Origin of the sequence: Rhodophyticola sp. (assembly GCF_965284195.1) — a bacterium.
Classification (GTDB): Bacteria; Pseudomonadota; Alphaproteobacteria; order Rhodobacterales; family Rhodobacteraceae; genus Rhodophyticola.
The window spans coordinates 58,985-85,121 of record NZ_CBDIRM010000001.1; the positions used below are offsets into that span (position 1 = coordinate 58,985).

At 64.7% G+C, this 26,137-nt stretch carries 25 protein-coding genes; 17 read left to right on the top strand and 8 right to left on the bottom strand.

Features of this window, described 5'->3' with window-relative positions; all coding sequences use genetic code 11:
• Positions 1 to 70 precede the first annotated feature (70 nt).
• From ACQ651_RS00320 to ACQ651_RS00330, 3 genes are all read right to left on the bottom strand, one after another.
• Positions 71 to 1,144 (bottom strand): sterol desaturase family protein, encoded by a 1,074-nt coding sequence (locus ACQ651_RS00320; protein WP_227284372.1) that lies wholly within the window; start codon positions 1,142 to 1,144, stop codon positions 71 to 73.
• 560 nt (positions 1,145 to 1,704) lie between these two features.
• Positions 1,705 to 2,418 carry a helix-turn-helix transcriptional regulator gene (locus ACQ651_RS00325; RefSeq protein WP_430447796.1) on the bottom strand — a complete coding sequence of 238 codons (714 nt, stop codon included), beginning with the start codon at positions 2,416 to 2,418 and terminating at the stop codon, positions 1,705 to 1,707.
• Between the two features lie 48 nt (positions 2,419 to 2,466).
• Positions 2,467 to 2,841 (bottom strand): VOC family protein, encoded by a 375-nt coding sequence (locus ACQ651_RS00330; RefSeq protein WP_375550590.1) that lies wholly within the window; start codon positions 2,839 to 2,841, stop codon positions 2,467 to 2,469.
• Between the two features lie 214 nt (positions 2,842 to 3,055).
• Between ACQ651_RS00330 and ACQ651_RS00335 the strand changes: the two genes are divergently transcribed.
• The gene (locus ACQ651_RS00335; RefSeq protein ID WP_430447797.1) at positions 3,056 to 3,898 is read left to right on the top strand and encodes a cobalamin B12-binding domain-containing protein; all 843 of its coding nucleotides are present in this window, start codon (positions 3,056 to 3,058) and stop codon (positions 3,896 to 3,898) included.
• A gap of 12 nt (positions 3,899 to 3,910) precedes the next feature.
• Here ACQ651_RS00335 and ACQ651_RS00340 read toward each other — a convergent pair whose 3' ends face one another.
• Entirely contained in the window at positions 3,911 to 4,501 is a 591-nt protein-coding gene (locus ACQ651_RS00340) for a DUF1285 domain-containing protein (protein ID WP_430447798.1), read from the bottom strand.
• Positions 4,502 to 4,575: 74 nt separating this feature from the next.
• Between ACQ651_RS00340 and ACQ651_RS00345 the strand changes: the two genes are divergently transcribed.
• The 5 genes from ACQ651_RS00345 to ACQ651_RS00365 all read left to right on the top strand — a co-directional run bounded on the left by ACQ651_RS00345 (position 4,576) and on the right by ACQ651_RS00365 (position 12,293).
• Positions 4,576 to 5,583: an AAA family ATPase gene (locus ACQ651_RS00345; RefSeq protein ID WP_227284367.1), complete on the top strand. Its 1,008-nt coding sequence runs from the start codon at positions 4,576 to 4,578 to the stop codon at positions 5,581 to 5,583.
• Positions 5,580 to 6,470, top strand: a complete 891-nt coding sequence (locus ACQ651_RS00350) for a DUF58 domain-containing protein (protein WP_227284366.1) — start codon at positions 5,580 to 5,582, stop codon at positions 6,468 to 6,470. The genes ACQ651_RS00345 and ACQ651_RS00350 overlap by 4 nt, the downstream gene beginning before the upstream one ends.
• Positions 6,471 to 6,560: 90 nt before the next feature.
• The gene (locus ACQ651_RS00355) at positions 6,561 to 9,320 is read left to right on the top strand and encodes a DUF4159 domain-containing protein (RefSeq protein WP_430447799.1); all 2,760 of its coding nucleotides are present in this window, start codon (positions 6,561 to 6,563) and stop codon (positions 9,318 to 9,320) included.
• 3 nt (positions 9,321 to 9,323) lie between these two features.
• Positions 9,324 to 11,390: a hypothetical protein gene (locus ACQ651_RS00360; RefSeq protein WP_430447800.1), complete on the top strand. Its 2,067-nt coding sequence runs from the start codon at positions 9,324 to 9,326 to the stop codon at positions 11,388 to 11,390.
• Positions 11,391 to 11,474: 84 nt separating this feature from the next.
• A complete protein-coding gene (locus ACQ651_RS00365) occupies positions 11,475 to 12,293 on the top strand; it encodes a nucleotidyltransferase domain-containing protein (protein WP_430447802.1) in 819 nt (272 codons plus the stop codon).
• 77 nt (positions 12,294 to 12,370) lie between these two features.
• On the opposite strand, the gene ACQ651_RS00370 is transcribed toward ACQ651_RS00365, so the two are convergent.
• Together ACQ651_RS00370 and ACQ651_RS00375 are read right to left on the bottom strand one after the other, a co-directional pair.
• Positions 12,371 to 12,712 carry a hypothetical protein gene (locus ACQ651_RS00370; RefSeq protein WP_375550583.1) on the bottom strand — a complete coding sequence of 114 codons (342 nt, stop codon included), beginning with the start codon at positions 12,710 to 12,712 and terminating at the stop codon, positions 12,371 to 12,373.
• On the bottom strand, positions 12,709 to 13,401 hold the full coding sequence (locus ACQ651_RS00375; protein WP_227284361.1) for a DUF599 domain-containing protein: 693 nt from the start codon (positions 13,399 to 13,401) through the stop codon (positions 12,709 to 12,711). The genes ACQ651_RS00370 and ACQ651_RS00375 overlap by 4 nt, the downstream gene beginning before the upstream one ends.
• A gap of 101 nt (positions 13,402 to 13,502) precedes the next feature.
• Here ACQ651_RS00375 and ACQ651_RS00380 point away from each other — a divergent pair, with 101 nt between their 5' ends.
• From ACQ651_RS00380 to ACQ651_RS00405, 6 genes are all read left to right on the top strand, one after another.
• A complete protein-coding gene (locus ACQ651_RS00380; RefSeq protein ID WP_227284360.1) occupies positions 13,503 to 14,942 on the top strand; it encodes an FAD-linked oxidase C-terminal domain-containing protein in 1,440 nt (479 codons plus the stop codon).
• 100 nt (positions 14,943 to 15,042) lie between these two features.
• Entirely contained in the window at positions 15,043 to 16,197 is a 1,155-nt protein-coding gene (locus ACQ651_RS00385) for an FAD-binding protein (protein WP_375552807.1), read from the top strand.
• Position 16,198: 1 nt separating this feature from the next.
• Positions 16,199 to 16,546, top strand: a complete 348-nt coding sequence (locus ACQ651_RS00390) for a hypothetical protein (protein WP_227284359.1) — start codon at positions 16,199 to 16,201, stop codon at positions 16,544 to 16,546.
• Between the two features lie 10 nt (positions 16,547 to 16,556).
• Entirely contained in the window at positions 16,557 to 17,960 is a 1,404-nt protein-coding gene (gene glcF / locus ACQ651_RS00395; RefSeq protein WP_430447804.1) for a glycolate oxidase subunit GlcF, read from the top strand.
• Positions 17,961 to 18,122: 162 nt separating this feature from the next.
• The gene (locus tag ACQ651_RS00400) at positions 18,123 to 18,971 is read left to right on the top strand and encodes a trypsin-like serine peptidase (RefSeq protein WP_227284357.1); all 849 of its coding nucleotides are present in this window, start codon (positions 18,123 to 18,125) and stop codon (positions 18,969 to 18,971) included.
• A gap of 137 nt (positions 18,972 to 19,108) precedes the next feature.
• Complete coding sequence (locus ACQ651_RS00405; protein ID WP_227284356.1) at positions 19,109 to 19,570, top strand: Hsp20 family protein; 462 nt, start codon at positions 19,109 to 19,111, stop codon at positions 19,568 to 19,570.
• Between the two features lie 51 nt (positions 19,571 to 19,621).
• Here ACQ651_RS00405 and ACQ651_RS00410 read toward each other — a convergent pair whose 3' ends face one another.
• Positions 19,622 to 20,797 carry an MFS transporter gene (locus ACQ651_RS00410; RefSeq protein ID WP_430447805.1) on the bottom strand — a complete coding sequence of 392 codons (1,176 nt, stop codon included), beginning with the start codon at positions 20,795 to 20,797 and terminating at the stop codon, positions 19,622 to 19,624.
• Positions 20,798 to 20,819: 22 nt separating this feature from the next.
• The gene (locus tag ACQ651_RS00415) at positions 20,820 to 21,692 is read right to left on the bottom strand and encodes a hypothetical protein (protein ID WP_430447807.1); all 873 of its coding nucleotides are present in this window, start codon (positions 21,690 to 21,692) and stop codon (positions 20,820 to 20,822) included.
• Between the two features lie 125 nt (positions 21,693 to 21,817).
• On the opposite strand from ACQ651_RS00415, the gene miaB reads away from it, so the two are divergent.
• From miaB to ybeY, 5 genes are all read left to right on the top strand, one after another.
• Positions 21,818 to 23,140 (top strand): tRNA (N6-isopentenyl adenosine(37)-C2)-methylthiotransferase MiaB, encoded by a 1,323-nt coding sequence (gene miaB / locus ACQ651_RS00420; RefSeq protein WP_227284353.1) that lies wholly within the window; start codon positions 21,818 to 21,820, stop codon positions 23,138 to 23,140.
• Between the two features lie 234 nt (positions 23,141 to 23,374).
• Positions 23,375 to 23,956: an OmpA family protein gene (locus ACQ651_RS00425; RefSeq protein ID WP_227284352.1), complete on the top strand. Its 582-nt coding sequence runs from the start codon at positions 23,375 to 23,377 to the stop codon at positions 23,954 to 23,956.
• 5 nt (positions 23,957 to 23,961) lie between these two features.
• Entirely contained in the window at positions 23,962 to 24,324 is a 363-nt protein-coding gene (locus tag ACQ651_RS00430) for a hypothetical protein (protein ID WP_227284351.1), read from the top strand.
• Between the two features lie 178 nt (positions 24,325 to 24,502).
• On the top strand, positions 24,503 to 25,519 hold the full coding sequence (locus ACQ651_RS00435; protein WP_430447809.1) for a PhoH family protein: 1,017 nt from the start codon (positions 24,503 to 24,505) through the stop codon (positions 25,517 to 25,519).
• A 101-nt stretch (positions 25,520 to 25,620) separates the two neighbouring features.
• Entirely contained in the window at positions 25,621 to 26,115 is a 495-nt protein-coding gene (ybeY, locus tag ACQ651_RS00440; protein ID WP_430447811.1) for an rRNA maturation RNase YbeY, read from the top strand.
• Positions 26,116 to 26,137 lie beyond the last annotated feature (22 nt).

Below are 26,137 nucleotides of genomic sequence, written 5' to 3' on the forward strand. Positions count from 1 at the left end.
TGCCCGGCGCGGGATCAGTCCCCGCCGGCCATCCGGTCGCCGCGCCACTGAAGCGACGGCCGGCTGCGTCTCACTCGGCCGGGATGCCGGGTCTCTTTGCCTTGGTGTCAGCGCTCTCTTCATGGGCCATCTCGCCCTTGCCGGGTTTGCGGAACAGGCGGTAGGCATCGCGGAACGGCACCCAATACAGCCGCAGACAGGAGTTCAGATCGCTGGAGTCCTCCACGATCCCGAACTTCACGTTCCGGTTGTCTTCGGGCATGTGGTAGGTACGGAAGATCACATCCCAGATCGGGAACATGAAGGCGAAATTCTTGTCCAGATGTTCCGGATGGCAGCTGTGGTGCACATGGTGATGGGCAGGCGACGGGAAGATCATCGACCAGCGACCGGGCCACCGGAGCCAGACATGGGAATGGCGTAGATTGTAGGCGGTGAAATTGAAAAGAAACATCAGCAGCGGCACGCCGAGAAGGGACGGAATAGTGGGCGCATACCCCAGAAGCCGGACCGACAGACCCTGAACAAGCCCGTAGCCGAGCCCGATGATCAGCCCATAGCCGAGATTGTCGATGGGATGTTCCCGGAAGTTCGAGATCGGGTGCATGACCTCCGCACTGTGGTGAACCTTGTGGAATTGCCACAATAGCGGAACCTTGTGCTGCACGTAGTGAATCGCCCAGGCGATGAAATCGATCACCATCATCACGACGATCATGTAGATGACGGAGAAGACTACCCCGGCGGCGGGTGCGCTACTGGCGGATGCGACAATGTCCGAGAAAGCCACCCCGTTCGAGCCGAGGCGGAACCCGGCGGCCAGAGCCCATGTGCCGACGCCCAGAAGCAGGAAATAGGATGCCACCCGGTGGAACATCATGTAGCGCAGATCGAGCCAGGCTGAGGGATGGCTCCAGACCCGCCGTGGAAACAGGAACTGCAGGAAGTTGCCCTTCGCAGCATCCGTGTCCTGCTCGGTGTTGTCCGCACCACGGCTTTTGATCGCCCGATAGACAAACCACGCGAAGACGATGGAGGAGACGATATAGAGGGCATATATGCGGTTGTTCGGATCAAGCGGGTACATCAGGACGTTGACCATCTGATCCAGGATCGCCGCGATGATTTCTTGAATTTTCTGCATGATGCCCTCGAATATCTGCGATTTTCCGCTTTTCGATAACTCGTTTAATCGAGAAATATTTAGCCAATAGGGCCAAAATATGACTTTTGATGGTCAGCAGACACTGAGGATACTCTCGGCCGTCCAGGTTCAGCCTGCGTTTCGCATGGAGCTGCCCAGACCCGACGAGAGCCCGAAACATGCGGGCCGTTTTCGGAATATGGATGACAACCGGCAGTTGCTCGCTATCCAGTCCGTGAACTTCGGAACTTGCCTTGCAATCTCCGCCAGATCGGCGCGGCAGTGCTGCCCGGCGGGACCCGGCAGGAAATGTGGTGTCTCCGGAAAAGCATCGCTGCATGACGGGGGCGGGAAAAAAACGGCCCCGCCGAAGCGGGGCCGTGGCTGAAAAGCGGTTCTGCTTGAAAGGTCTTGGTGCTCGAAACCGAACGGGATGGCCCGCCATGATGCGAGAAGAAGGCCGAACGCGCCCCGTTCATTTGTGAGTCGCGTGAGGCTTGCGACCGGTTCAAAGATATCTGCGGGATGTTGAAGCCGGTCGGGGTGCGGCGGCAGCGGGATCACCGGGCTCCCGTCTGATCCGGGTTGCAGCCGTGCTGCGCCAGTTGCTGGGCGTAGAAATCCTGCAGGCTTTGGCCGGGTTCGGGCAGAAAGGCCCCGGCGCTCTTGGAGGACCCGATCCGGTCCAGCCGGAACATCCGGAAGTCCCGGCGCAGCTCGCACCAGCCGACAAGGGTCCAGACCGTGCCCCAGTACCACAGGCCGACGGGCCGGACGGTGCGGGTCGTCTCCTGCCCGGCCTCGTCCCTATAGGTGATCGTGATGCGTTCGCGGCCGGTGACGGCGGCCTCCAGCTGATCGATGGTCCCGCGCAGCGCTTCGGTCATGTTTGAGCGCGGCATGGCGTGGATCGCCACGGCTTCGGCCCGTCTGCGTGCAGGCTCGGGCAGGACGCTGGTGATCTTGCCGAGCGCCTGTTCGGCCCCCTTGACCATGGCCGTACCGCCCCAGGCCTGGATCATGCGCGCGCCGGCGGTCAGGGCCACGATCTCTTCGGTGGTGAACATCAGCGGCGGCAGGTCATAGCCCGCCCGCATCAGGTACCCCAGCCCCGCTTCGCCGTCGATCGGCAGACCGGATCCGACCAGATGGCCGATATCGCGATAAATCGTGCGCTCGGAGACTTCCAGCGCCTCGGCCAGATGGCGGGCGGTCAACAGCTTGCCGGAGCGCAAAAGCTGGACGATCTGAAACAGGCGGTCGGTACGGCGCATGGGAAGAAGGGTAGCGCGGCCCCCGGTGCGGGGACCAGCGCGTTTCCGTCAGCCGGCGAACTGAAAGAAGCCGATCGAGTTTCCATCCGGATCGCGGGCATAGAAAAACGCGCCCGCGGGGATCTCGATATCCGGGCTTTCCGCCTTCCCGCCCGCCGCTTCGACACGCTTTCGGGTCGCGTTCAGGCTGTCAGGAGCCACCAGATGCACGGTCGCTCCTGTCTCCGACGGTGTGCCGGGATAAAGATGGCCCGAGATGCCGGTGACGGGATCGTCGCAGGGAAAGACGGCCATCGGGTTGGGACCGTTGGTGTCAATCGTCAGGCGGGTATCGAGCACGGCATTGTAGAATGCGACGGAGCGGTCGAGGTCGCTGACCGGGATCTCGAACCAGCAGATTGTGTTTTGCGGATGCACGGGCATTTTTGACTCCATATAATCGGCATATTCCGGCATGATGACACAACGCTCCTGACAGCGTAGTGTCAGGAGCGGCGCGCGCATCTGAAAGTTTTTTCGAGCAGAGATGTGTGTCAACCTTGCCTGACAAGTCGTGCGCGCTAAGTGTCAATTTAATGAGAGACAGAACGGTAATCCGGCCAAGCGTGATCAAGACAGACCAGCTCGGGACGCTGATGTGACGACTGATCCGAACGCCCCCAATTCTGGGCCCAATCCGGCCCTACTGGCGCGCCAGCACACCAAATTGGCACGGGTCGCCCGCCGTTTGCCCCAGCCCACGGTGGAGCTTCTGGCTCGAGAGATCATCACCCGCCTTGGAAATCGCAACGGCCCCCTGCCGCACGCCGATCCGACCGCATCCACCGACGCGAAGCCGGAAATGGTCGAACGTCTGGCCGAGGCCCTGATCGGTGACGACGATGTCGAGGCTACAAGAATGGTCTTCGATCTTTTCGATCGGGACATTCCACTAGAGGCGGTTTACCTTGATCATCTGGCGCCGGCCGCGCGGCTGCTTGGCGAATGGTGGTCCGAGGACCGGACGCCCTTCACCGACGTTACCATCGGCACCGGGCGCATCTATGCCATCATGCGCACCTTCCGGACCCATGCCGCCCAACACCCCGAGGATCGGGCCCGTGCGGCCATTTTCGCGCCGGTGCCCGGCGAGGCGCACACGCTCGGCGTGACCATGGCGGCCGATCTTTTCCGCGAACGGGGCTGGAGCGTCCAGCTTCTGCTGGGGCACAATCACGATGTTCTGGTCGAAAAGCTGGCAGAGGATCGCAGCCCGGTCATCGGCCTCTCCTGCAGCGGCGCCAAGACGATGGAGCCGCTGGCCCGGTTGATCGTCGCATTGCGGATCGCGCGCCCGACGGCTCATATTCTGGTGGGCGGCGCGGCGATGTACGGGTTCGCCTCGCGTGTGCGGCTGACAGATCCCGACAGTACGATCACCGACATGCAGTCGGCAAAGCTGTTGCTGGAAAAGCTGGAAGCCAGATTTCCGGCCCGGTAGCGCAGGCCCGTCCTAAAGCTCCAGCTCGGCCACAGGAATGATCCGGAAGAAGCTGCCGCCGGACCAGACGCCGAACCAGTCGGTTCCGTCCTCCCGATGGGCTTCGCCCAGATCGACGAGACGGTAGAAGCTCTTGCGGTCGATCAGCGCCTCCATGCCGGCGCGAACCATGACGTAAGGCGACGGCTCCCCGGTGTCGTCGCGGACGACGCGGATCGGGTTTTCGGGCCCCGCGATCACGGTGTCGCCGACATGGGTGGTGAAGGTGACGACCTGCGCCGCGCCCGTGCCGGCCACTTCGAAATCGACGGCGACGAAGGGCGCGTCCTCGACGCGGATGCCGACCTTTTCGACCGGCGTGACAAGGAAGTACTTCCCGTCTTCCAGCTTCAGAATCGAGGAAAAGAGCCGCACAAGCGGAGCGCGACCGATCGGGGTGCCGTTGTAGAACCACGTGCCGTCGCGGCGGATTTCCATATCCAGATCGCCGCAAAAAGGCGGATCCCACAGATGTACCGGCGGGAGTTTGCCGTCTTTTTGGGCGGCTTTGGCGGAGGCCAACAGGCTTTCCGCATCGGGGGTCACAATGTTTTGTCCAGACATGCCTTTTGCCATTTGTGGTCGGGGCAATTGTTCGATTTACTTAGACCTACATATTCACCTTGCGGAGCATTGCCATGTCTGATCCCGAAAACCTTGTGGCCGAGATCGAACGCCTGGGGGCTCAACTGGCGGAGGCAAAGACCAGCATCGCCACAAAGATCATCGGGCAGCAGGCGGTCGTGGATCTGTCGCTGGCGGCCATGCTGTCGGGTGGACATGCGCTTTTGATGGGGTTGCCGGGGCTGGGCAAGACGCTTCTGGTCGACACTCTGTCGACGGTCATGGGGCTTTCTGCGAACCGCATACAGTTCACGCCGGATCTGATGCCTGCCGATATTCTGGGCTCGGAGGTTCTGGAAACCGCCGCCGACGGGGCGCGGTCCTTCCGGTTCATCGAAGGGCCGGTTTTCTGCCAGCTTCTGATGGCCGACGAGATCAACCGCGCCAGCCCCCGGACCCAATCGGCCCTGTTGCAGGCGATGCAGGAAATGGAGGTGACCATCGCCGGTGTTCACCACGCCTTGCCGCGCCCGTTTCACGTGCTGGCGACGCAGAACCCGATCGAACAGGAGGGGACCTATCCGCTCCCCGAAGCGCAGCTTGACCGGTTTCTGGTGAAGATCGACGTGGATTATCCGGATCGCGAGACCGAGCGGGGCATCCTTCTGGCAACCACGGGCACTGCGGAGGCGCGGGCCACCCAGGTCTTTACCGGCGAGGCGCTGATGGCCGCGCAGCAGGTCGTGCGCCAGATGCCGGTGGGCGAGGCGGTGGTGGAACTGATCCTCGATCTGGTGCGCGCCTGCCGCCCGGAGGATGCCGGCGCGCCGCAGATCGTGCGGGACACCGTGGCGTGGGGTCCCGGTCCGCGCGCGGCGCAGGCGCTGATGCTGACGGTCCGCGCGCGCGCCCTGCTCGATGGCCGTCTCGCGCCATCGGCTGAGGATGTGGCGGCGCTGGCCAAATCGGTTCTGGGTCATCGCATGGCGCTCAGCTTTGCGGCGCGCGCCGAAGGGGCCGAGCTTGATCAGGTGATCGGCGAGGTCACCGCGCGGGTGACACGCATCGAGGCCGCGGCTTGAGCGATACCGCGCTCCATACACCGGCCACGCTTCGCTCCCGCTCGGAATCCGTCGCCAAGAGCCTGCCGCCGCTTCTGGCGGATGCGCAGCATCTGGCCGCGACGATCCTGCTGGGGGAGCATGGTCGCAAGCGCGCGGGCGCGGGTGATGAATTCTGGCAATACCGCCCGGCCGAGGCCGGCGACGCCTATCGCAGCATCGACTGGCGGCGGTCCGCCCGCGCAGACAGCCATTTCGTGCGTCAGACCGAGTGGCAGGCCGCCCAATCGGTGATGATCGGCGTGGATGACGCCGCTTCGATGACATTTACCGGGCACAGCTCCCGTCCGTCGAAACTGCGCCGGGCGCAGACCCTGGCGATGGCGCTTGGCATTCTGGCAATCCGGGGGGGCGAGCGGGTGGGCCTGACCCATCTGGCGGACCCGCCGCGGGGCGGCGAAGCGCAACTGATCCGCATGGCCGCGGCCCTGATGGACAGCCACGAGCCCGGGGATTACGGCGCGCCCAAGCCGCGGATTCTGCCGGTGGGAAGCCGTGCCGTGTTCTTCTCGGATTTTCTGGGCGATCCGGGGACGATCGAGACCGTCCTCGGCCAGGCCGCCGACCGGGACGTGAAGGGCGCGCTGGTGCAGATCCTCGACCCGCATGAGGAGCTCTTTCCCTTCGACGGGCGGACGGTTTTCGAAAGCATGTCGGGCGCGATACGATTTGAAACCCTGAAGGCCAAGGGGCTGAAGGAGGCCTATCTGGAGCGGCTTGCCATGCGCAAGGCGCGGCTGAAGGACATCACCAGACGCACCGGGTGGCGCTATCTGTGCCATCATACGGATCAGCCCGCCGAGCCCGCGCTTCTGTGGCTCTATCAGATGCTGGACCGGACCTCATGAGGGAACGCGCGATCAGACCGCACATGCCCGGGGCGCGCGCCACCGGGTCCGGACCTCGTGTTCCGCCTGCCGTAACCAGCGGGGGCGCCGATGATATCTGATCTGGCCTTCGACACGCCGCTTCTGCTGGTTGCGCTCATCGCGCTGCCGATCCTCTGGTGGCTGCTGCGCGCCGTTCCGCCCGCGCCGATCCGGCGGCGCTTCCCCGGTGTGGCGCTGCTTCTCGGCCTCAAGGACGATGACAGCCAGTCCGACAAGACACCCTGGTGGCTGCTGCTCCTGCGGATGATCGCGGTGGCGGCGGCGATCATCGGTTTTGCGGGCCCGGTGCTCAACCCCGCCGCCGAGCGGAGTGGCGAGGGGCCCTTGCTGATCGTGATGGATGCCTCCTGGGCCAGTGCCGGGGACTGGCAGGCGCGGCTGGACCGGGTCGGCTTGCTGCTTGACGAGGCGGGGCGCGCCGGGCGGCCGGTGGCGCTGACGCAACTGGGCAGCCAGGACACCGGCCCATTGCCGCTTCAGGCTGCCAATACATGGGCCGCGCGGGTGCCGAACCTCGCCCCGCGCCCCTATGCCCCCGATATGGACGCGGCACGCGCCTGGGCCGAAAGCCTTGAAGGCCCGCTGGAGGTGTTCTGGTTCTCCGACGGTATCGAGCGGCCCGGCCGGGACGATCTGATCGACGCCTTTCAGGGTCTGGGCGGGCTGAGCGTGTTTCAGGGTGCGCGGGACGTAACGGCACTGGCGCCGCCCCGGTTCGAGGATGGTGTGATCCACGTGCCGGCCCTGCGCATCGGCACAACCGCGCCCCGCGAGGTCACGATTGTCGCCCATGGGCTGGACCCTGCGGGGATCCCGCGGGAACTGGCGCGGGAGGTTCTGCAATTCGGCCCCGGCGAGATGACGGCCGAATTGGCGCTGAGCCTGCCGCCCGAGTTGCGCAACCGCATCAGCCGGTTCGAGATATCCGGTGAACGCAGCGCCGGTGCGGTATCCCTGACCGATGACAGCCTGCAACGCCGCGAGGTTGCGCTGATCTCGGGCACGCCCGAACGGGAGGGTCAGATCCTCCTGACACCGCTGCATTTCCTGCGTGAGGCATTGGAGCCCACGGCGGATGTCCTGGACGGGGCGCTGGGCGATCTGCTGCTGGCAAGCCCGGATGTGATCATCATGGCGGATGTGGCGCAGCTGAGCCCCGAGGAACAGGCGGGCGTCATCGAATGGGTGCAGGACGGTGGCCTGCTGGTGCGCTTCGCCGGTCCGCGCCTTGCGGCATCGGATGTGGCGCGCGCACAGATGGACCCGCTTCTGCCGGTCCGGCTGCGCGAAGGGGGCCGGTCGGTCGGCGGCGCGATGAGTTGGGGGGAGCCCAAGGCCCTGCGCCCCTTTGCCGAGACCTCGCCGTTTTTCGGCCTGCCGATCCCCGATGACGTGACCGTGACCAGCCAGGTTCTGGCCCAGCCCGACCCGATGCTGGCCGAGCGGACGATTGCCGCGCTGGCCGATGGCACGCCGCTGGTGACCCGCGCCGCGCTTGGTCAGGGCAGCGTCGTGCTGTTCCATGTCACGGCCAATGCGGAATGGTCCAGCCTGCCGCTGTCCGGCCTGTTCGTGCAGATGCTGGAACGCCTGGCGGTCTCTACCCGGCCGATCAATCCGGCGGCGCAGGATCTCGACGGGGTCACCTGGGTTCCCGAACAGGTGCTGGACGGTTTCGGCACCCTGCGCGATGCCGGGGCGCGGCCGGGTGTTGCGGGTGCGGATCTGGCCGAAGCGCCGCTCTCGGCCGATATCCTGCCGGGCCTTTACGCAGGCGCCGAGCGGCGCGTGGCGCGCAACGTGATCGGACCCGAGACCCAATTGGCCCCGGCAAGCTGGCCCGCCGATGTCCCGGTCGAGGGGATGACGGTTCTGGCGCCCACGGATCTGATGGCTGCGTTCCTGACAGCGGCGCTTGCGCTCCTGATGCTGGACGCGATCGCGGCACTCTGGTTGTCGGGTCGTCTTGCGGGGCTGACCCGCCGCGCCGCGGGGATCCTTCTGGCGCTCGCCCTGACCCCCATGGCGGAGGCGCAGGGCACCACGGATGAGGATCTGCTGGCTCTTCTGGCGACGACCGAGATCACGCTGGCCTATGTGGAAACCGGCAATGCGCGGATGGATGATGTCAGTCGCGCGGGTCTGCAGGGCCTGTCCAACACATTGTGGCAGCGCACCTCCGTCGAGCCCGCACCGCCCATCGGCGTCGATCTGGAAACCGATGAACTGGCGTTTTTCCCGATGCTCTACTGGCCGGTTTCGCCCGAGCAGCCGCTGCCGTCGGCCGAGGCCTATGCGCGGCTCAACACCTATCTTCGTTCGGGCGGGATGATCGTTTTCGACACGCGGGATGCCGATATCGGCGGCTTCGGCACCGCCACGCCTGCCGGCCGCCGCCTGCGCCAACTGGCCGGTCCGCTGGATATTCCACCGCTGGAGCCGATCCCGCCGGACCACGTGCTGACCCGCACCTTCTATCTGTTGCAGGATTTCCCCGGGCGCCACCTGTCCCGCGATGTCTGGGTGGAGGCGTCGCCGCCGGATGCCGAACAGGTGGAGGGCATGCCGTTCCGAAACCTCAATGACGGTGTGACCCCGGTCGTCATCGGCGGAAATGACTGGGCCGCGGCCTGGGCGGTCGATGCAAGCGGGCGGCCGCTGTTTCCCGTGGGCCGCGGGTTTACCGGCGAGCGCCAGCGCGAGATCGCCCATCGCTTCGGGGTCAATCTGGTGATGCATGTATTGAGCGGGAACTACAAATCCGACCAGGTGCATGTGCCGGCGCTGCTTGATCGATTGGGGCAATAGGGCATGGCCAGCGATATCCTCTTCGATCCGCTTTTGCCCTGGCCCGTGATCTGGGGCCTGGCCGGCGCCGCCTTGCTGATCACGGCATTGGCGATCTGGCGCGGGTTGTCGGGCTGGCCGTTCCGGGCGCTGGCCTCTGCGGTGCTGCTGCTGGCGCTTGCCAATCCAGCGCTTCAGAACGAGGAGCGCGAGCCGCTCAGCGATATCGTGCTTCTGGTCGTCGATGACAGCGCCAGCCAGGACCTGTCTGACCGCCGGGCGCAGGTGGCCGAGGCTGTCACGGCGCTGGAGGCGGAGGTGTCCGCGCTTGGCATGGAGTTGCGCCGGATCCGCGTCGGCGATGGTGCGGACAACGCGGGCACGCTCTTGATGGAGGCGTTGGGCCATCTGCTGGCGGACGAGCCGCGCGCGCGGGTCGCCGGTGCCATATTGCTGACCGACGGTCAGTTGCATGATGCGGGGCTGGTGCCCGACATGCCTGCGCCGCTTCACGCCCTGCTGACCGGGCGGGAGACCGACTGGGATCGTCGCCTGCTGGTCCAGAACGCCCCGGCCTTCGCGATCCTCGACGAGGAGGTGACCCTGACGCTCCGTATCGAGGATCAGGGCGCGGTTCCGGCCGGCGTTGCGGGCCGGGCCGAGCTGCTGATCGCCATTGACGGGGAGGAGGCGCGCCGGTTCCAGGTGCCTGTGGGCGAAGACATAACCCTGCCGCTGACCCTGCCCCATGCCGGGATGAACGTGATCCAGTTCATCGTGCCGGAGGCCGCCGGCGAACTGACCGACAGGAACAATGCGGCGGTTGTCCAGATCAACGGGGTGCGCGACCGGTTGCGGGTGCTTCTTGTCTCGGGGCAGCCGCATCCGGGCCAGCGGACATGGCGCAACCTGCTGAAATCGGACCCTGCGGTCGATCTGGTGCATTTCACCATCCTCAGGCCGCCTGACAAGCAGGACGGCGTGCCGGTGACCGAGCTCAGCCTGATCGCGTTCCCCACGCGGGAGCTGTTCATGGAGGCGATCGACGAGTTCGACCTGATCATCTTCGACCGCTATCAGCGACGCGGCATCCTGCCGATGCTCTATCTCGACAATGTCCGGCGCTATGTCGAAGAGGGCGGTGCATTGCTGATGGCGGCGGGCCCCGATTTCGCCAGCGCGGATTCGCTCTATCGGACGCCGCTGGCCACGATCCTGCCGGGCCAGCCGACCGCGCGGGTGGTGGAAACGCCGTTCCTGCCGCAGATCTCGGATCTGGGCGCGCGTCATCCGGTCACGACCGGTCTGGAACAGACCCATGCCGGGCTGGAAGACAACGACGCGCCATGGGGACGATGGTTCCGCCAGATCGAGGTGATCGAGCGGGCCGGTCAAACCGTCATGACCGGAGCCGACGATGCGCCGCTTCTGCTGCTGAACCGGGTGGGCGAGGGGCGTGTCGCGCTGCTGGCCTCGGATCACGCGTGGCTGTGGGATCGTGGCTACGAGGGTGGGGGGCCGCAACTGGAGATGCTGCGCCGTCTGGCCCACTGGATGATGGGGGAGCCCGATCTGGAGGAGGAGGCGCTGAGGGCCGAAGCCAGTGGCCAGACCGTGCGGATCACGCGTCAGACGCTGGCCGAAGAGGTCGGCCGGGTCACGGTGACCGGCCCGGACGGCGCCGAGACGGAGATCACTCTGGAAGAGACCGCGCCGGGTCAGTTCACGGCTGAGTATACCGGAACCGATCAGGGCCTCTACCGCCTGCGGGAGGGAGAGATGGAGACGGTGATCGCCCTCGGCCCCGCCGCGCCGCGCGAGTTCGAGGAGACCATCGCCAGTGCGGCCCGTCTGACACCCGCCATCGATCCGACGCGGGGCGGCATCCTGCGCCTGGAAGACGGGATCCCCGATTTGCGGCGTGTGGCCGAGGGGCGCAATGCCGCCGGCCGTGGCTGGATCGGCCTGACCCCGCGGGCGGCCTACCTGACCACCGATGTGACCGTCATGCCGCTGATCGCGACCTGGCTGCTTCTGCTGATCGCGTCCGCCCTTATGCTCGGCGCCTGGCTCCGTGAAGGGCGGCGATAAGCCGGATCGGGGGCGGGCTGCACCCCCCTAATCTTTGGCCCGGAAATCTGCGCAGGAACGCGCAGCAGGAGAGTGGTGGATCGAATGGATCAACAGCAGGCGATAGAAACGATCACCTCCGCCCTGAAGGAAAAACCGGCGATCCGCGCGCTGTTTCTCGGCGGCAGCCATGGCACCGGATTTGCGGATCGTTTCAGCGATATCGACTTCGTTCTCGCGGCCCCGGAGGGCGCGACCGACGAGATTGTGGCGCTCTGGCGTGAGGCCGTCGAGCAAACCGGCGAAATCGTGCTTTGGTGGGATCGCAACGTCCGGCCGCTTCTGATCAATGCGATCACCGCCGACTGGCTGCGGATCGATCTCGTCATGCTGAAGCCGGATCAGATGGGCGGGCAGAGACAGGACGGCCTGAAAGTGCTGTTCGACCATGACGGGCTGTACCCGACGCTGCCCGAGGTCACGCCGCCTCCGGTGCCCGATCCGAAGCAAATGCGGTATCAGATCGAGGAGTTCATCCGTATTCTCGGGCTTCTGCCCCTTGCGGTCGGCCGGCAAGAGTATCTCAACGGCGTGCTGGGTGTCTTTCACCTGCGCAACAAACTGGTCGATCTGATGATCGCCGAAACCGGCATACGCCACAGGGGCGGTCTGCTGCATCTGAACAGGCTGATCACCGAGGAGCAGAAACAGGCGCTGACCGCCCTGCCGGCCCCGGAGGCCACGCAGGACAGGATGGTTGCCGCCCACCTTGCCTATGCGGCCGCCTATCTGCCCCGGGCCCGCAGGCTCGCCAGGATCTGGGGCGTGGATTGGCCCGAACGCTTCGAAGAGGTGACATGGGCAAAGCTGGCTGAAACGCTCAAGATCGACCGGCCCTATGACGGCCCCGACGACGCTGATTGACGGTCGTCCAGCAAGCGGTTCAGGCGGTCGGTCGTGCCGTCCGGTCTCAGGGCGTCATTCCCCCTCGCGCGCAGAGATCACTCGACCGAAAGCGCAAACCGGTCTTCGCCCCATCCCGTCACGTTGCAGCGGGCGCGGATGAAGACCTGCGTCACGCCCGCAGGGATCACCACATTGCCAAGGCTGCGCGTGAAAGGCTGCTCCTCCACATGCGGGTGCAGAAGAACCCGCGTTCCCAGAACCGTTCCGTCTTCAAGTTCCACCTGCCACCCATCTGCATAATGATCCCAGCCCGTATCGGGATGCGCCAGCGTGACCGAAACCCGGCCGGCGGAATAGGCCGCGGCGACGATCTCCGGCGGTTCCGCAAACGCCGCGAGCGGAAGCAGGACGCAGATTGCGGCCAACACATGCCTCATAGCTGTTCTCCATCGCTCAGCATGACCTCGCGGGAGGCGGAGGCGAAATCCCGGTTCCAGATCACGTAGGAGATCACCAGCACCGCCGCGATCAGAGGCACCGGCCCAAGCAGCCACGCCAGCGAGCCAAGCGCGAAATAGATCGCCCGCATGCCACGATTGAAATTGAATGCGGCGCGGATGTTGATCTCGGCGGCTTTCCCGGCGCGGGGCAGGGCGCGCGGGTCGGTCGGGTCGTTCGGCACGGCGGCCATCAGGACGGCGCAATAGCCGAATAGCCGGTTCGACCAGACGAACCGCAGCACCGCCTGGGTCAGCAAGACCACGGTCAGCAGCAGCTTGATCTGCCAGATCAGGGCGGTTTCCTCCTCCAGTGTCAGGTCGCGGGCCACGACGATCAACTGGTCGGAATTGCCGATCAGCGTCAGCAGCCCGCCGGTGGCCAGCATCGCGCCCGAGGCGAAGAACGCCGTGCCCTGGCGCAGATTGGTCAGGATGGTCGCATCGAAGACCCGCCCGTCGCGATTGATCATCTCCTCCATCCAGGCGCGCCGGTAATGCGTCATCAATACGGTCACCGAGGGGCGCGCGACGTTTTCCGCCTCGATCCAGGCGCCCAGACCGCCCCAGGCCAGAAGGATTGTGGCAAGGGCAAGCGCATCGAGCCAGCTGAGGGTTGTGAGCACCATGATGAAGTTCATGGCTGCGACAGTAGCGGGCAAGGAATCTCTTGCCATCTGCAAAAATTGGTTATATTTATTTACCAATATTGGATGGGAGGAGCGATATCATGGAGATGCCAACCCCGGACCCGGCGATTCTGGCCAAAAAATCGGCTGTGGTGGCTCGACTGATGTCGGTTCTGCCGAAGGATGCGGTGATTCACGAGGAAGCCGGCACGCGCGCTTATGAATGCGACGCGCTCACCGCCTATAAATGCCCGCCGATGGTCGCGGTCCTGCCATCCACGACCGAAGAAGTCGTGGCGGTTCTGAAAATCTGCAACGAAATGGGTGTGCCGGTTGTGCCGCGCGGATCCGGCACGTCGCTTGCCGGGGGGGCATTGCCCACCGCCGACAGCGTGATCCTTGGTGTGGCACGTCTGAACGACGTGCTGGAAACCGATTATCAGAACCGGATTATCCGGGTTCAGTCCGGGCGCACCAACCTGTCGGTCACGGGCGCGGTGGAGGAGGACGGGTTTTTCTACGCGCCCGATCCGTCAAGCCAGCTGGCCTGCGCGATCGCGGGCAATATCGCAATGAATTCCGGCGGTGCCCATTGCCTGAAATACGGCGTGACGACCAACAACCTGCTGGGTGTGACGCTGGTCACCATGGATGGTCAGGTGATGGAGATCGGCGGCGCGCATCTGGATGCAGCGGGCTATGATCTTCTGGGCCTTGTCTGCGGGTCGGAGGGGCAGTTGGGCGTGGTGACCGAAGCGACGCTGCGGATCCTGCCCAAGCCAGAGGGCGCGCGGCCGGTTCTGATCGGTTTCGACGATAACGAAACCGCGGGCGCCTGCGTCGCGGATATCATCAAGGCGGGCGTCCTGCCGGTGGCGATCGAATTCATGGACAGGCTCTGCATCGAGACGACGGAGAAATTCGCGAATGCCGGATATCCGGACTGCAACGCGTTGCTGATTGTCGAGGTCGAAGGCTCGGAAGCCGAGATCGACGAACAGCTTGGCGTGATCCTGCAGATCGCCCGCAGATATGACCCGGTGGAGCTGCGCGAGTCCAAATCCGCAGAGGAAAGCGCGAAGATCTGGCTTGGCAGGAAATCGGCTTTCGGAGCGGTCGGGCAGATCAACGATTACATGTGTCTGGACGGCACGATCCCGGTTTCCAGCCTGCCGTATGTGCTGCGCCGCATCGGCGAGATGAGCAAGGAATTCGGGCTGGAGGTCGGTAACGTGTTCCATGCGGGCGATGGCAACATGCACCCGCTGATCCTGTTCGACGCGAACAAGCCCGGCGATCTGGAAATCTGCGAGGCGTTCGGTGCGGAGATATTGAAGCTCTGTGTCGAGGTTGGCGGCTGCCTGACCGGCGAACATGGCGTGGGTATCGAAAAGCGCGATCTGATGACCACGCAGTTCACCCCGGAGGATCTGGAACTGCAAATGCAGGTGAAGGATGTCTTCGATCCGGCATGGCTGCTGAACCCGGCCAAGGTGTTTCCGCTGGAGGCTTCGGCCAGCCGCCGGACCCTCGCCGCCTGAAGGTTGCACGTCATCGGGACAGGGGCCTGTGCAGGCGCGCCCCGCCCATATCCGAAACCCCGTGAAGATCCGGGGCGCAGAGAAGGAGCAGGCCGCCGTGCTGACCCCTGAAACCGAGATTGAGCTTGCCGAGATGCTGTCGGCCGCATCCGCCCCGTTGCGGGTGCAGGGTGGCGGCACCCGGCCGATCGGGCGCCCCGTGGTGGGAGAGGTCCTGTCCATGGCCGACATGCGCGGGATCGAGCTTTATGAACCCGGCGCGCTGACCATCGTCGTGAAGGCGGGCACTCCGCTTGCGGATGTGGAGGCGGCGCTGGCAGCGGAAAACCAGAGGCTGCCCTTCGAACCCATGGATCACCGGTCCCTGATGGGAACCGACGGGGTTCCCACCATCGGCGGCGTTGTCGCGGCCAACGTTTCGGGCCCCCGCCGGATCCAGGCCGGCGCCTGCCGCGACAGCCTGATCGGCGTGCGGTTCGTCGACGGGCGCGGACGCATCATGAAAAACGGCGGGCGGGTGATGAAGAATGTCACCGGCTATGATCTGGTGAAGCTGATGGCCGGCAGCTATGGCACGCTTGGCGTCCTGTCGGAGTTGAGTTTCAAGGTTCTGCCCGGTGTGGCGGCAACGGCCTGCGTGCTTCTCCGGGGGCTTGATGACGAAACCGCGGTCGCGGCGATGGCTGCGGCGCTCGGCTCTCCTTTCGAGGTTTCCGGCGCGGCGCACACGCCCAATGGTCTGGACGGCGATCCGGTGACCATGCTTCGCGTCGAAGGGTTCGAGGCTTCGGTCGCCTATCGGGCCGGTCGGCTTCAGGCCCTGCTGGCCCCGTTCGGACAGGCCGAGATCGAAACCGGGCTTGCGGCCGATGGGGGCGCGTCCGGCACCGATACCGGTTGGAAATGGGTACGGGACGTGGACGGGTTCAAGGGCAAGGACGGGGATGTCTGGCGCATCTCGGTGAAGCCGACCGATGCGCCGGGGCTGGTGGCGAAGCTGGACGCGCGCGATGTGCTCTATGACTGGGGCGGCGGGCTGGTCTGGGCGCTGGTTCCGGGCGGCACCGATCTGCGCGCGAAGCTGGCGGATTTCGCCGGCCACGCGACATTGATCCGGGCCAGCGAGGACACCCGCGCCCGTCTGCCGGTCTTTCACCCCGAAGCCGCGCCGATTGCCGCATTGTCGGCGGGGCTGAGGAAGCAGTTCGACCCGAAGGGTATCCTGAACCCTGGCCTGATGGGCGGAGAGGTGTGAGATGATGGGCCTTGATGCCGCCCCGATTGCGGTCCTGTCCGCCGCCGTGTTCTGCGGGCTTGTCTTTATCCGCGACCGCCCGCTCGGGGCGTTGATTGCCCAGATCGGCTCGGCCGTTGCCGCGGCCCTGGTCTTCGCTTCGCTGATCGTGGAGGGGCCGATGCTCGGGCGCGATCCCGCATGGGTCAGCGCGCTTGGCGTCGCCCTTCTGGCGGCGACGGTGGCGGGCATGGGGTATCACCTCTATCTCGGCCGCTTCACGTCGGTCTGGGCCGCGCGCGGCGTTTTCGCGGCGCTCTTCCTGGTTTCTGCGGCGGTCCTGGGGCTCGTCATTCTCTCATTTATCTGAAAGGGCGGTCATGCAAACCACCTTCACGCCTGAGCAGTTGAAGGATCCTGCGACCAAACGGTCGAACGAGATCCTGCGATCCTGCGTCCATTGCGGTTTTTGCACGGCCACCTGCCCGACCTATCAGGTGCTGGGCGATGAGTTGGACAGCCCGCGCGGACGGATATATCTTATAAAAGATATGCTGGAAAATGATCGCCCTGCGGACGAAAAGACCGTAAAGCATATCGACCGGTGCCTGTCCTGCCTGGCCTGCATGACCACATGCCCGTCGGGCGTGCATTACATGCATCTGGTGGATCACGCGCGCGAATATATCGAACAGACCTATAAACGCCCCTTCAGCGACAGGGCGCTGCGCTGGATCCTGGCGCGAATCCTGCCTTACCCGACGAGGTTTCGTCTGGCGCTGCTCGGGGCCAAGATCGGCCGGCCTTTCAAATGGCTGATGCCGGATGCGCGGCTGAAGGCGATGCTGGAAATGGCGCCCAAAACCATCCCCCCGGTCAGCCGCAATGACGATCCGCAGGTGTTTTCCGCAACGGGCGCGCGCAAGATGCGTGTCGCGCTCATGACCGGATGCGCGCAACGCGCGCTGAACACGGATATCAACGACGCGACCATCCGGCTTCTGCGCAGACTGGGCGCCGAAGTGGTGATCGCCGAGGGCGCGGGCTGTTGCGGTGCGCTGACGCATCACATGGGCAAGACCCGGGAAAGCCACGCCACGGCGGCAAGGAATATCCGCGCGTGGTGGGCCGAGATGCAGGGCGCGGGGCTGGACGCCATCGTCATCAATACCAGCGGCTGCGGGACGACCGTGAAGGATTACGGCCACATGTTCCGCAACGAGCCGCTCGCGGAAGAGGCCGCCGCCGTGGCGGGTATCGCGAGAGACATCTCGGAAGTGCTGATCGACCTTCTGCCCGGTGACGCGCCGCAATGGCGCGCCGTCAACCCCGCGCGCGACGCCATCGCCGGGACCGATGCGGCGCATACCCCCGAAAGCGCGCCCGCCCCGATCGGTCAGGGCCTGAAAGTCGCCTATCACGCCGCGTGCAGCCTGCAGCATGGCCAGCAGATCAAGACCTATCCCAAGGACCTTCTGAAGCGGGCCGGGTTCGAGGTCGTGGAACCTGCGGACAGCCACCTGTGCTGCGGCAGCGCCGGCACCTATAATCTGATGCAGCCCGAGATCTCGAAACAGCTGAAAGACCGCAAGGTGCGGACCCTTGAGGCGAAGGCTCCGGATATCATCGCGGCGGGCAATATCGGCTGCATGATGCAGATCGGCGGCGGAACGGATATTCCGGTTGTCCATACGGTCGAACTGCTGGACTGGGCGACAGGCGGCCCGCAGCCACCCGCCTTGACGGCGGAGCGGGCAACCCCCGCAGTGCCGATGCTGCGCTGACCGCGACCGGGGCCCGCGAATAGCCGCGGTTCCGGTTCTGTCCCGGTCCTGCCTGTGCGCATTCACCGGCGGGCCGGGCCCGGTCCAATCACCGCGCCCGGCCTCATTTTCGCCGTACTGGACCGGTAGTGAAAAAGCGGAATTCCCTGCGGAGACCCGGTGATGAAGGCCATTTTCCCCGTCGTTGCAATCGCCTTGGCGCTTGCGGGTCCGGCAATGGCGCAGACGCGGGGATTGCCCACCGTGGAACCCGATACGCCGCTGCGGCCGCTGGACTCGGCGCATGATCTGCGCGGATGGGAAGCGGTGGGGCGTCTGGATACCGGTGCGGGGTTCTGCACCGCCACGCTGATCGCGCCCGATCTGGTCCTGACGGCGGCCCATTGCCTGTTCGACGGACCCGAAGACAGCGCGACCCGCCGGCCCGACGCGGCCCTGTCCTTCAACGCCGGGCTCAGAAATGGCTATGCCGTCGCACACCGGGGCATTCGCAAAAGCATCCTGCATCCCGATTACACTTATGGCAGCCCCGATGATCTGAACCGGATCCGCACCGACATGGCCCTTCTCCAGCTTGACCGCGCGATCCCGGAACAGACCATTCGCCCGATCGCGACACGCGGCAGTGTCGGCCCCGGCGATGTCGTACAGGTCGTCTCCTATGGCGCCGAGCGGGAGGAGTATGCCTCCCTCGAAGACGATTGCGAGGTTCTGGCCGAGGATCCCGGTATTCTGGTCCTGTCCTGCTCGGTGGTTCAGGGTTCTTCCGGCTCGCCGGTCATGGTGGACCGGGACGGGCAGATGAATGTCGTGTCGGTGGTGTCGGCCCTCGCCGATTGGGGGGATGAGCCGGTGGCGCTGTCGGCTGAGTTGCAGGGTGAACTTGTGGTGCTGCTGGATTTGCTTGACCGTTCGAATGCGCAATTCGTCCGCTCCCTGCCGCAGATCCGTACCCTGTCGGGCAGCAATGACGGGCGCGAAAGCTCGGGCGCCCGATTTGTCCGCCCCTGACCCTCTTGAAACGCCGAAAACCGTATCACACATATAGGGCGCTGTGGTGCCCGGATGGGGCCGCGGCATGACCTTGGCGGGTTCGCATATGGACCGCCTGACCAAAGAGAGTTGTCGCTCAAACGGAGGATAACGTGATGCGCACTTATGATCTGTCGCCCCTGTACCGGGCAACCGTCGGCTTTGACCGCATGGCCGATTTGCTGGACCGCGTGATGACCCAGGACGTGGGCACCAGCACCTACCCCCCTTACAATATCGAAAAGACGGATGAAGACGCCTATCGCATTTCGATTGCGGTTGCGGGCTTCACCGATGACGATCTCGCCGTGGAACAGCGCGAGACCGAGCTTGTCGTGACGGCGCGCAAGGCGAAGGAGGAGACGACACGCACCTACCTTCACCGCGGGATCGCCACGCGGGCGTTCGAGAAACGCTTCCAGCTGGCCGATCATGTCCGGGTGACCGGCGCGTCCCATGAAAACGGGATGCTGCATATCGATCTGGTCCGCGAAGTGCCCGAGGCGCTGAAACCGCGCCAGATCGAGATCAACGGCACTGCGCCCAAGGCGATCGATGCGGAGCCGGTGACGGCCTGATCTCGCGCTTTGCGATGACACGGAGCGCAGTCCCCATGGGGCTGCGCTTTTTCATGTGCGGTCCAGCGTCTGCAGCAAGATCGCACCCGCGACTGGTGCCGCCATGCAAAGCAGCAGGACCGGACCGTAGCCCGCCAGATCGAACAGCACCGCGCCCAGAAACGGGGCCAGCGCGAACAGAAACAGCGATGGGAGGGAGACCGCGCCCGACACCGCTCCGAAATCCCGCTGACCGAGGATATCGCGGGTCACCACCGGGCGCATGATGCCGACCACACCGTAGCCCGCGCCCTGCAAGACCCCGAAGGCCAGAACCAGCGCCGCGACCCAACCCGCCGCGGCCATCATCACCGCGCCCAGGGCCAGCGTCGCCATGGCGATTTGCGCGATCCGCAGCGCGGAGATCCGGTTGTCGACGGCCATCATCGCCATCCGCCCGGCAACCTGCGCCGGGCCGATCGCCGCGGCCGCAAGGATCGCCATATCGTCGCTGACGCCCTGCGCGGCCATGATCGGCAACAGATGGCTGAGCACGATGCCGCTGGTCAGGGCCGCCAGAGCGAAGCCGCCCGCAATCGCCCAATAGCCGGGCACGTGCAGCACAAATGGCCGGGGTGGCGATGGCGCCGTGTCCGTAGGCAGCGCCTGTGCCCGCGCCTGCGCCTCCAGCTTGCGCGCCGCCAGACGTGCCAGCGGGACGGCCACGAGGACCACCAGTGCCGCCATCGCGCAGATGGCGGTGCGCCAGCCGCCGATCCCGGCCAGCCAGTGGGTCAACGGATAGGCCAGGGTGCTCGCGAACCCGCCCACCAGCGTGATCGCGGTGATCGCCCGCCGCGCATCGGCGCCCCGCGCCCGGGTAACGATGGCAAAACAGGCTTCGTAAAGCGTCAGGCCCATGGTCGCCCCAATGGCCGCCCAGATCAGGTAGAAGGCCAGAAGCGTGTCCGCGAATGCCAGTGCCACGAGCAGCCCGGCCCCGATGGCCGCGCCCAGGGGCATGCTGATCGGGGCCGCGCCGCGATCTATCAACCGCCCGAAAAGCGGGGCGCCAAGGGCGTAGACGGCAATCGAAATCGTGAACGCGCCCATGATCTCCGCGGTCGACCAGCCAAATTCGGCCTGCCAGTGCAGAACCAGCGCGGGAAAGCTGTAGAACAATCCGGCCCAGACCGTCACCTGCATGCCCATCAGGGCAAGGATGGCCGGGTCGCGGATCAGGCGCATGGTCCGGCCCGCGCGGGTCGTCTCAGAACCATTGCCCCGGTTCCATCAGCCCAAGCTGCGCCAATTGCTGCGACGACCATTGAAACCTGACCGATTTATGCCAGCGGAAATCGGGGATATCGTCGCGCGAGCCGGGATTGGTGCGCAGCGCCTTGGCCACGCGGAACGAACAGATGGCGGCCGACATCGAATGATGCCACCGGCAGGCATAGGTGTTCATTTCCTCATCGTTCAGCGTGTGGTCTTCTCGCAGCCGCAAGCCCGGGCGCGCCCGGAAAAGACCGACCCGGTCGATCTTGCGCTTCGGTTCGGGCACATGCTCCTCGAACCGCCAGCGCAGCCCGCCATAGAAATTCAGTTGACGTTCCAGCACGTCGTCATCTTCATTCCGTCTGGTTGCGGCGTAATATCCCGACCCGTCCACATGCGCCGTATCGAGCGAGACAGCATCGGGATAAAGCGACAGATCATCGGCATAGAGATCGATCACATAGGTCAGGATCGAGCTGCGTCTTTCCTCCATCACGAAGGAGACCGCTTCCCCCACGGTGCGGTCTTCGCAGAACGGATAGAACAGGTATTCCCCGTTGAAACAGTAATGCAGCCATTCGCCGGGGATCTTGTCGATCAGCGTGTTCACGGCATCCACCACCGTCCCCGGCTGCCGGGTGCGGTGGCGGATGATGTCCACCTGATTGGCGATCTCGGGTTCGTTTTCCGGCAGGTCGAGCCCCTTGGGCGCCATCAGGAAAACACGGGCAAAGCCAAGTTGCAGGACATGCATGACCGTGGACACGACCTCGGTTGCGTCCTCTGCGATGATCATCGCGAAAGGCCCCTTGCCGAAGGCGGACGGGGGCGCCGCACGGAACGCGTCAAGGCTTGGATAAATCATGGTTCACTACCTTGCGTCGCTTTCCGGCCAATCTGACGCGCAAGCGTAAAGATTGCAATTACGCGCCGTTGAAGGCCGCGCGCCCATGGGGTACACGGGCGGTCGACCCCACCGGAGCCCGTTTCATGTCCGAGCCGAAGAAGCTTTATGTCAAGACCTATGGCTGTCAGATGAATGTCTATGACAGCGAGCGCATGGTGGAGGCACTGGGGTCGAAGGGATATGTCCAGACGGACACCCCCGACGACGCCGACATGATCCTGCTGAATACCTGCCACATCCGCGAAAAGGCGGCGGAAAAGGTGTATTCCGAGCTTGGACGGTTCCGGCCGTTGCGGGACGCCAACCCGGATCTCAAGATCGGGGTCGCCGGCTGCGTGGCCCAGGCCGAGGGCGAAGAGATCATCCGGCGGCAGCCGATGGTCGATCTGGTTGTGGGGCCGCAGACCTATCACCGCCTGCCGGAGATGGTGGATACGCTGGCGGGCGGCGGCCGGGCGCTGGATACCGATTTCCCCGAGGAGGACAAGTTCGCGCATCTGCCGAAGACGCGCAAGGCGCCCAGAGGGCCGACCGCCTTTCTGACCGTGCAGGAAGGGTGCGACAAGTTCTGCGCGTTCTGTGTGGTGCCCTATACGCGCGGCGCGGAAGTGTCCCGGCCGGTCGACCGGCTGTTGCACGAAGCGCAGGATCTCGTCGAACGCGGGGTGCGCGAGATCACCCTTCTGGGCCAGAATGTGAATGCCTATCATGGCACCGGGCCGGACGGCGCGGAATGGGGCCTGGCCCGGCTGATCCGGCGGATGGCAGAGATCGACGGGCTGGAACGGATCCGGTTCACCACCTCCCATCCCAATGACATGGAAGACGATCTGATCGCGGCCCACGGGGATTGCGCCAAGCTGATGCCTTATCTGCATCTTCCGGTGCAATCGGGCAGCGACCGGATCCTGAAGGCGATGAACCGCAAACATACGGCCGAACACTATATCCGTCTGATTGCCCGGATCCGCGATGCAAGGCCCGATCTGTTGCTTTCGGGCGATTTCATCGTCGGGTTCCCCGGCGAAACGGAGGCGGATTTCCAGGCGACGCTCGATCTGGTCAGGGCCGTGGGCTACGGTCAGGCCTATTCCTTCAAGTATTCGGCGCGCCCCGGCACGCCCGCCGCCGAACGGCCGGGCGTGGATCAGGCGGAGGCCGATGACCGGCTGCAACGGCTTCAGGCGCTTCTGTCAGAGCAGCAGCGCGCCGCGCAGGACGGGATGGTCGGGCGCGAGGTTCGGGTGCTGTTCGAAAAACCGGGCCGGATGCCGGGCCAGATGGTCGGCAAGTCGGATTATCTGCACGCGGTCCATGTGGACGGCCCGGAAACCCTGCGCGGTCAGATCGCTCCGGTAAGAATCATCGCAAGCGCGTCGAACTCTCTGGCCGGTGTGCTGATCTGATATCGGGGCGCCTGCCCGACACGGGGTCGCGAAGCGCGGGCTTTCCGACGGATATCAAACAGCTTTTCGAACAATCCCCCATATCTAGGGGCAGTGTTTCCACCCCAAAGACTATATTTGGTAAAAACGGCTTCACAAGCCAATGAAACTTGCTATCCTCCTGCGAATAAATGGTGTTTTGTGCTGCGCCGTGCCAAGCCAGCGCACTGGTATTGAGAACTGGGGGAATGTGCCGTGGTTTCACTCTTTTGGTCGACATTTGGGCCTGGTCTGAGGACAGCGTTCTGCGGGGCGGCGCTTGGCGCGTTTGCCCTGTTGCCGTCGGGCGGTGCCGTGCAGGCGCAGCAGGCCATAACCGGCACCGTGGAGCCGGCGATCTGGATCGACCCCGATGGCTGCCACCACTGGGTCGCCGATGGCGGCATCGAGGGCTATATGGAAGGCCGGGTCAACCCGCAGAACGGGCGGCCCGTCTGCATGGAGTTCAACACCTGCGCCGTGGCCAATTCGGATGTGTTGTTTCACACCGACAGCGCCCGGTTGACCAGTTCGGGCCGGGCCCGGCTGGAGGATTTCTTCCGCAATGGCGGGGCTTTTGCCTACGCGATCTACGGCCATACCGACAGCCGCGCTTCGGATGAATACAACATCCGGCTTTCTCAGCGTCGCGCCTCTTCGGTTGCGGGCGTGGCGCGGTCGGTGGGTGCGCGCGTGGCGCGCGAAATCGGATTTGGCGAACGCCAGCCGCTCGTGCCCAACACCTCTGCGGCGAACATGCAGCAGAACCGCCGCGTCGAAATCGTATGTTACAGGTGACCAGTATGATCAGTCTTCACACCCTCAAGACCCCGGCGATCATGATTGCCTGTTCATTGGCGCTGGCGGGATGCACGGAATCCTTCGAGAGCGTGATGGTGCCGCGCGGGGACGGCCCGCCACTGCGCGCCATCGGCGATGACCTTGGCCGCGATGCCGGATCGTTGACACAACTGGAGGCCGGGATCTATGTGGATCCTGACGGGTGTCATATCTGGATGATCGACGACGGGCTGGAAGGTTACTGGTCGCGCCGTCGCGATCCGCGCAGCGGCCTGCCTGTCTGCACCCCGATTGCCCCGCCGAACTCAATTGTCGGAGATATCGGCGCCGATAGCGGTATTCGGGATCGCATTCCCCGCCGGTAGCGGCCGTATGGCGCCAAACGCATGTTTTTTCTGACGGGCGATTCCAAGACGGGATCGCCCGTTTTTGCGACCGTTACCCCAAGACCCGCCTTTTTCCGCCGCCGCGGCCACAAGATGTTGCTTTGCGTGGCCAAGGTTGCCAAACTGATCGCATGCCTTCGTGATTTGGGAGTTCTCTTTGGATCTGTCCACACTGACTGCGAACCCGTCTGACCCTCCTCTGGAACTGCTGCTGGAATTTCCCGACAACCGTTTGCTCATCGAGCTGTGTGGAGAGTTCGACCGCAACCTGGCACAGATCGAGCATCTGATGAGCGTCCAGATCCTGCGCCGGGGCAACATGCTCGCGGTGCTCGGGGAGGCCCGGGCCGAAGCGGGCGAGGTTTTGCAAAAGCTCTATGAGCGTGCGGAAGCAGGCAGAAGCCTGGACCCGGGCGATATCGACGCGGTGGTCCGGCTCGGCAATTCGGCCGAAGGCACCGGGGCCAGGGACGGCGACCAGATCGAGTTGTTCAAGGGCGATGCGGGGGATCATATCGAGATCCGCACCCGGAAGAAAACGATCGAACCGCGGACACAGGCACAGCAGGCCTATGTTCGCACGCTTTATGCCAATGAACTGGCCTTCGGCATCGGCCCGGCGGGGACGGGCAAAACCTATCTGGCGGTAGCCGTGGCCGTGAACCAGATGATCAACGGCCATGTCGACAAGATCATCCTCAGCCGCCCGGCGGTCGAGGCGGGCGAGCGGTTGGGCTTTCTGCCCGGAGACATGAAGGACAAGGTCGATCCCTACATGCAGCCGCTCTACGATGCGCTGAACGACTTCCTGCCCGGCAAGCAACTGGCCAAACTGATCGAGGAAAAGCAGATCGAGATCGCACCGCTGGCCTTCATGCGGGGCCGGACGCTCTCCAACGCCTATGTCGTGCTGGACGAGGCGCAGAACGCCACCGCGATGCAGATGAAGATGTTCCTGACCCGTCTGGGGCAGGGCAGCCGGATGGTGATCACCGGCGACCGGTCCCAGGTGGATCTGCCCCGTGGCGTCACAAGCGGGTTGTCCGAGGCGGAGCGGATCCTGGGTCATATCGACGGGATCAGCTTCAACTACTTCACGGCCAAGGATGTGGTGCGCCATCCGATGGTGGCCAAGATCATCGAGGCCTATGACGCGGATGACCCTGCGGCATAGCGGAATGTGTTTCGAACCGGGCACGCGCCGCGTTCACGCGTGGCGCAAGCGCGGTGGCCTCCGCCGCCTGCCGGGTCGGCGGGTTTTCCAAGGGCGCTCCCATGGAGATTGACTGTCTCATTGAAGATCCGGCCTGGGAGGCGCTGGACGTGGAGGCCTTGGCGCGCCGGGTCTGCGCCGCGACACTTGATGAGCTGGGGTTGCAGGCCGAAAGCTTCAGGATCAGCCTTCTGGCCTGCGACGATGGCCGCATCGCCGAGCTGAATGCCGAGTTCCGGGGCAAGCCTGCGCCCACGAATGTGCTGAGCTGGCCATCCGAACTGCATCAGCCCGATCCGGGCCGGATGCCGGACCTGCCCGATCCCGCCCCGGGCGATCCGCCCCATGAACTAGGCGACATCGCGATCGCCTATGGCGTCTGTCTGGCCGAGGCGGCGGCGCAGAAGAAGAGTTTCGCCGATCATGTGGCCCATCTTCTGGTCCACGGAACGCTGCATCTGTTGGGTTTTGACCACATAAATGATGCAGATGCGATATTGATGGAGGATCTGGAGACGGGTATCCTTGCAAGATTGGGTATCCCTGACCCATATTGAGACAACGGGTTGCGCGTGACCC

What these genes read in the sequence shown, in the direction of transcription:
- ACQ651_RS00320 (WP_227284372.1), bottom strand. Translation starts at nt 1,144, where the DNA reads ATGCAGAAAATTCAAGAAATCATCGCGGCGATCCTGGATCAGATGGTC.
- ACQ651_RS00325 (WP_430447796.1), bottom strand. Translation starts at nt 2,418, where the DNA reads ATGCGCCGTACCGACCGCCTGTTTCAGATCGTCCAGCTTTTGCGCTCC.
- ACQ651_RS00330 (WP_375550590.1), bottom strand. Translation starts at nt 2,841, where the DNA reads ATGCCCGTGCATCCGCAAAACACAATCTGCTGGTTCGAGATCCCGGTC.
- ACQ651_RS00340 (WP_430447798.1), bottom strand. Translation starts at nt 4,501, where the DNA reads ATGTCTGGACAAAACATTGTGACCCCCGATGCGGAAAGCCTGTTGGCC.
- ACQ651_RS00345 (WP_227284367.1), top strand. Translation starts at nt 4,576, where the DNA reads ATGTCTGATCCCGAAAACCTTGTGGCCGAGATCGAACGCCTGGGGGCT.
- ACQ651_RS00355 (WP_430447799.1), top strand. Translation starts at nt 6,561, where the DNA reads ATGATATCTGATCTGGCCTTCGACACGCCGCTTCTGCTGGTTGCGCTC.
- ACQ651_RS00360 (WP_430447800.1), top strand. Translation starts at nt 9,324, where the DNA reads ATGGCCAGCGATATCCTCTTCGATCCGCTTTTGCCCTGGCCCGTGATC.
- ACQ651_RS00365 (WP_430447802.1), top strand. Translation starts at nt 11,475, where the DNA reads ATGGATCAACAGCAGGCGATAGAAACGATCACCTCCGCCCTGAAGGAA.
- ACQ651_RS00370 (WP_375550583.1), bottom strand. Translation starts at nt 12,712, where the DNA reads ATGAGGCATGTGTTGGCCGCAATCTGCGTCCTGCTTCCGCTCGCGGCG.
- ACQ651_RS00375 (WP_227284361.1), bottom strand. Translation starts at nt 13,401, where the DNA reads ATGGTGCTCACAACCCTCAGCTGGCTCGATGCGCTTGCCCTTGCCACA.
- ACQ651_RS00380 (WP_227284360.1), top strand. Translation starts at nt 13,503, where the DNA reads ATGGAGATGCCAACCCCGGACCCGGCGATTCTGGCCAAAAAATCGGCT.
- ACQ651_RS00390 (WP_227284359.1), top strand. Translation starts at nt 16,199, where the DNA reads ATGATGGGCCTTGATGCCGCCCCGATTGCGGTCCTGTCCGCCGCCGTG.
- glcF (WP_430447804.1), top strand. Translation starts at nt 16,557, where the DNA reads ATGCAAACCACCTTCACGCCTGAGCAGTTGAAGGATCCTGCGACCAAA.
- ACQ651_RS00400 (WP_227284357.1), top strand. Translation starts at nt 18,123, where the DNA reads ATGAAGGCCATTTTCCCCGTCGTTGCAATCGCCTTGGCGCTTGCGGGT.
- ACQ651_RS00405 (WP_227284356.1), top strand. Translation starts at nt 19,109, where the DNA reads ATGCGCACTTATGATCTGTCGCCCCTGTACCGGGCAACCGTCGGCTTT.
- ACQ651_RS00410 (WP_430447805.1), bottom strand. Translation starts at nt 20,797, where the DNA reads ATGCGCCTGATCCGCGACCCGGCCATCCTTGCCCTGATGGGCATGCAG.
- ACQ651_RS00415 (WP_430447807.1), bottom strand. Translation starts at nt 21,692, where the DNA reads ATGATTTATCCAAGCCTTGACGCGTTCCGTGCGGCGCCCCCGTCCGCC.
- miaB (WP_227284353.1), top strand. Translation starts at nt 21,818, where the DNA reads ATGTCCGAGCCGAAGAAGCTTTATGTCAAGACCTATGGCTGTCAGATG.
- ACQ651_RS00430 (WP_227284351.1), top strand. Translation starts at nt 23,962, where the DNA reads ATGATCAGTCTTCACACCCTCAAGACCCCGGCGATCATGATTGCCTGT.
- ybeY (WP_430447811.1), top strand. Translation starts at nt 25,621, where the DNA reads ATGGAGATTGACTGTCTCATTGAAGATCCGGCCTGGGAGGCGCTGGAC.